We start from the raw sequence: 3,149 nt of genomic DNA, 5'->3' as shown, positions 1-3,149 counted from the left end.
AGCCTTATTTACTTTTCTTCACACAGTTTGGTTTTATTGCACCGACTTACTTAAATAAATTTGGACGTACAACTAGAGTTTTACCCTCATTGTATTTGGTGGAGTGCGATCGCCTCCGGCGGGGCGTAGCCCATCGCTATTTTTTAGTTAGTTCCTGCTCAATGTTGCGATCAGTCTTTGTTCAAGCTTTTTGACTTTTATAGTGTATTGCCAAGCATAGCACTTAGTGCTATATAATAAGCGAAGCTAATGACCATAGCATGATAATCTACAAAACCCGATGGTTTGACCGTTGGGCACGCAAAGAGGGTTTAAATGACCTTAGCCTCTGCGCTGCTGTAAACGAAATGACGGCAGGGCTTTACGAAGCCGATCTAGGAGGCGGACTGTTCAAAAAGCGGATTGCCCGCTCTGGACAAGGTAAGCGTGGTGGCTTTCGTACACTAGTCGCAACCAACAAGGGAGATTGCTGGTTTTTTGTTTTCGGCTTCCCGAAAAACGAGCGCGGTAACATTAACAAAAAAGAACAAGAAGCATTAAAAAAGCTGGCATCGGTACTATTCTCTTACACGCTAGAGGATCTCGAAAAAGCAAAGCTGGAAGATGAATTGATGGAGGTAATTTGCAATGCCCAAGAAGAAATCAGCGATTCTTGAAGCCGTTCACGAAACGGCTACGGGGCTGCACAAGGCTGGACTGATGGATCAAACTACATTGCGTGAATTCGACAGTCTGTGCTTGTCTCCAATTGAACCGCTAGAACCTGAGCAAATTAAGGAAATACGCGAATCATCTCATGTCAGCCAGGCAGTATTTGCTGCGATTTTAAATACAAGTCTATCAACGGTTCAAAAGTGGGAAATCGGTCAGAAGCGTCCCAGTGGCACCGCTCTTAAGCTGTTGCACCTAGTTAAGAAACGGGGATTGAATACCCTGATTGATTAAGGGTTATTTTTGAGGAAAGTGACGCTATGAAATTAGTTATGACCAAGAAAGTTTTGAAACATTAATCGCTCTGCTAAATTTGCGATCGCCTATCTCTAATCGTAATAGGATGTAATAGGTTATGTTCTGGATTTGACACTGCATCAATCGAGTAAAATGAAAGTTCAGTTGTTCCTGCGAGGTGTCTAATGACTATCCTTGACCGCCGCCGTCAACTTCAACAACAAATTGCTCAACTTCCAGATGACCAACTGACTCAGGTTGAGCAATATATAGCATTTCTTGATGCAACTCGCTCAAAAGCGAAGTTTTAAGTCAATAATTTATGTATTTGCTCGACACTAATCACTGTAGTTATCTCATTAACAACAATTCTCAAGTTGTAGCAACTGGCTTTTAATGGATTCTATCGATTTCTTGGTTTCCAACTCTCAATATTTTCTCGAATAGACACTAATTCGCTAAGATATTCACTCACTTCGATTCTTTGACTTTCGAGATTAGCAATAACCTCAGAAGCTTCTACTTCCCTTGTTGCCCGTTGTTTAAGTAAAGAGTCAAATTCATCTTGAAACCTATTGATATAGTCATTGATTTGCTTTTCGCCTTTACGAAAATCATCTGATACTTGTTTTTCAATAACACGCTGAAGCAATTCTAGATTTCTCTGTACTTGTGAGTCAATATTTTGCTGAATTCCTTGAGAAATCAGTCGTAAATCAATTTCATAGTAAGATACTTTTTCCTCATACGAAACATCTACTTCATATACTTTATCTGATTTACAGCAGCGGCTATTCTTTCTTGATTCTTTCTTAGTTCTAGTAAATACTTCTTGCTGATGTTGAATTTTAGCATCAATACCAGAAAATTCAAAGTTAGGAAATTGAATTGGATTATTACCTATTTCTACTTGTAAATCCTTTTTAATAAGCTCAGATAGCTCATCAGAAATAGCCTGTATTTCTCTTTGGATTTTTGTAACTAAATCTTCACGAATTATTGTTCCCTCTCTAACTAGTCTATCCTGAGTATCCAACCAAAAATTTTGTATTACAGGAGTGCAGTACTCATTAATAGTTTTACCAATTTTCTCAGCATCTTTTTTGTTTTTAACCTTGATTTTATAGGGATCAGAACTGGAAGAGTCTTCAAGTAAAGAACTGAACTTATCCCATATATATGTGAGAAGGTTTTGAGCATTTTTGTGCTTTGCAACCTTTTTAAATTGATTTTCAGCTACTCTATCAATTTCTGATGCTATTCGTTTTTTGGCAGTTTCAGCAAATTTATTAATCCCTTGGCTGAAGGTACTGAGTAATATTTGCTTTTGTGCCTCTACGGACTTTTTTACGGTTGACACCTGATTTTTTGCTGAATCAGAATGTTTTTTGTACTTTTCTACTTTTTGTAGCAGTTCCTCAAATTTTAACTGCCAGCATCCGATATCTGTAATATATATATCATCAATATCTTTGGCTGCTTTATTCAATTCATTTAAAACATCACTCAATAAATTCCATCCTGAATTTTGAGTAATACTTTGAATTACTGTCTCTTGAATTTTCGGAATACCACTATCACTTAAAGCTTGTTGTGCAATTTCTTTTGGTAAGGGAATGATACGCCTTCCTTCTCCATCTCTTTGGGCATATCTAGCACTAAAAAAATCTTCAAAGTCTTTAATATGACTATCAGTTGCTTTACCTTGTTGAATAAGCTTAGATAACAATCCTTGCCATCCACTAACTGAATAAATTATTGGTTCAGGTATACCAAATTCAACTAAATTTATTCTTAAAGATTCTATAACATCTGTGATAGGTCTATCTCTTTCGGCTTTTCTGTCTACTTTATTAAGAACAAAGTAAATCTTACCTGTATTTTCTGCTAAAAATTCTCTACGCCGCTCAATTAAATCTTGAAGCAATTCTGAATTAGTGTTGTCCCTAAATGCTGTGTAATCCAGAATAAATAATATGGCATCACAGGTTCGGAGAGCTTCTAAAGCAGTCTGCTTTAAGGAAGTTGTGTTAAACGAGACAGACTCCCACTCATTGGGGCCAGGAGTATCAACTAATGTGAAACCTGCCAGCGATGATATTGTATTAATCGCTTCAATGGGATGTTCTAGTTCAAAGCGTGTAGTATTACAGCAGATTGCAGGTAGATAGAGTACACTAAACGCTAGTGCATCAACCGGG

4 protein-coding genes and 1 pseudogene are annotated in these 3,149 nt (G+C 37.4%); 4 read left to right on the top strand and 1 reads right to left on the bottom strand.

Annotated features, from left to right (window positions below):
• The 4 genes from ACFE90_RS37435 to ACFE90_RS37420 all read left to right on the top strand — a co-directional run.
• On the top strand, window positions 1–194 hold a 194-nt coding region (locus ACFE90_RS37435; protein ID WP_375507283.1), incomplete at its 5' end, for a hypothetical protein.
• A gap of 66 nt (window positions 195–260) precedes the next feature.
• Entirely contained in the window at window positions 261–656 is a 396-nt protein-coding gene (locus tag ACFE90_RS37430; RefSeq protein WP_375507282.1) for a type II toxin-antitoxin system RelE/ParE family toxin, read from the top strand.
• Window positions 628–945, top strand: coding sequence for a helix-turn-helix domain-containing protein (locus tag ACFE90_RS37425; RefSeq protein ID WP_375507281.1), 318 nt, complete (start codon window positions 628–630; stop codon window positions 943–945). Before ACFE90_RS37430 ends, ACFE90_RS37425 begins: the two co-directional genes overlap by 29 nt.
• 188 nt (window positions 946–1,133) lie before the next feature.
• Window positions 1,134–1,259 carry a hypothetical protein gene (locus tag ACFE90_RS37420; RefSeq protein WP_375507280.1) on the top strand — a complete coding sequence of 42 codons (126 nt, stop codon included), beginning with the start codon at window positions 1,134–1,136 and terminating at the stop codon, window positions 1,257–1,259.
• Window positions 1,260–1,351: 92 nt separating this feature from the next.
• Here ACFE90_RS37420 and ACFE90_RS37415 read toward each other — a convergent pair.
• Window positions 1,352–3,149 (bottom strand): annotated as a pseudogene (locus tag ACFE90_RS37415) (dynamin family protein); the annotation flags it as partial.

Source organism: uncultured Nostoc sp., from assembly GCF_964245445.1.
Taxonomy (GTDB): domain Bacteria; phylum Cyanobacteriota; class Cyanobacteriia; order Cyanobacteriales; family Nostocaceae; genus Nostoc.
This window is presented reverse-complemented; position numbering and strand designations above follow the sequence as displayed.

Bases quoted from the DNA above. Each gene is read 5' to 3' on its own strand.
- ACFE90_RS37430 (WP_375507282.1), top strand. From the start codon at position 261: ATGATAATCTACAAAACCCGATGGTTTGACCGTTGGGCACGCAAAGAG.
- ACFE90_RS37425 (WP_375507281.1), top strand. From the start codon at position 628: ATGCCCAAGAAGAAATCAGCGATTCTTGAAGCCGTTCACGAAACGGCT.
- ACFE90_RS37420 (WP_375507280.1), top strand. From the start codon at position 1,134: ATGACTATCCTTGACCGCCGCCGTCAACTTCAACAACAAATTGCTCAA.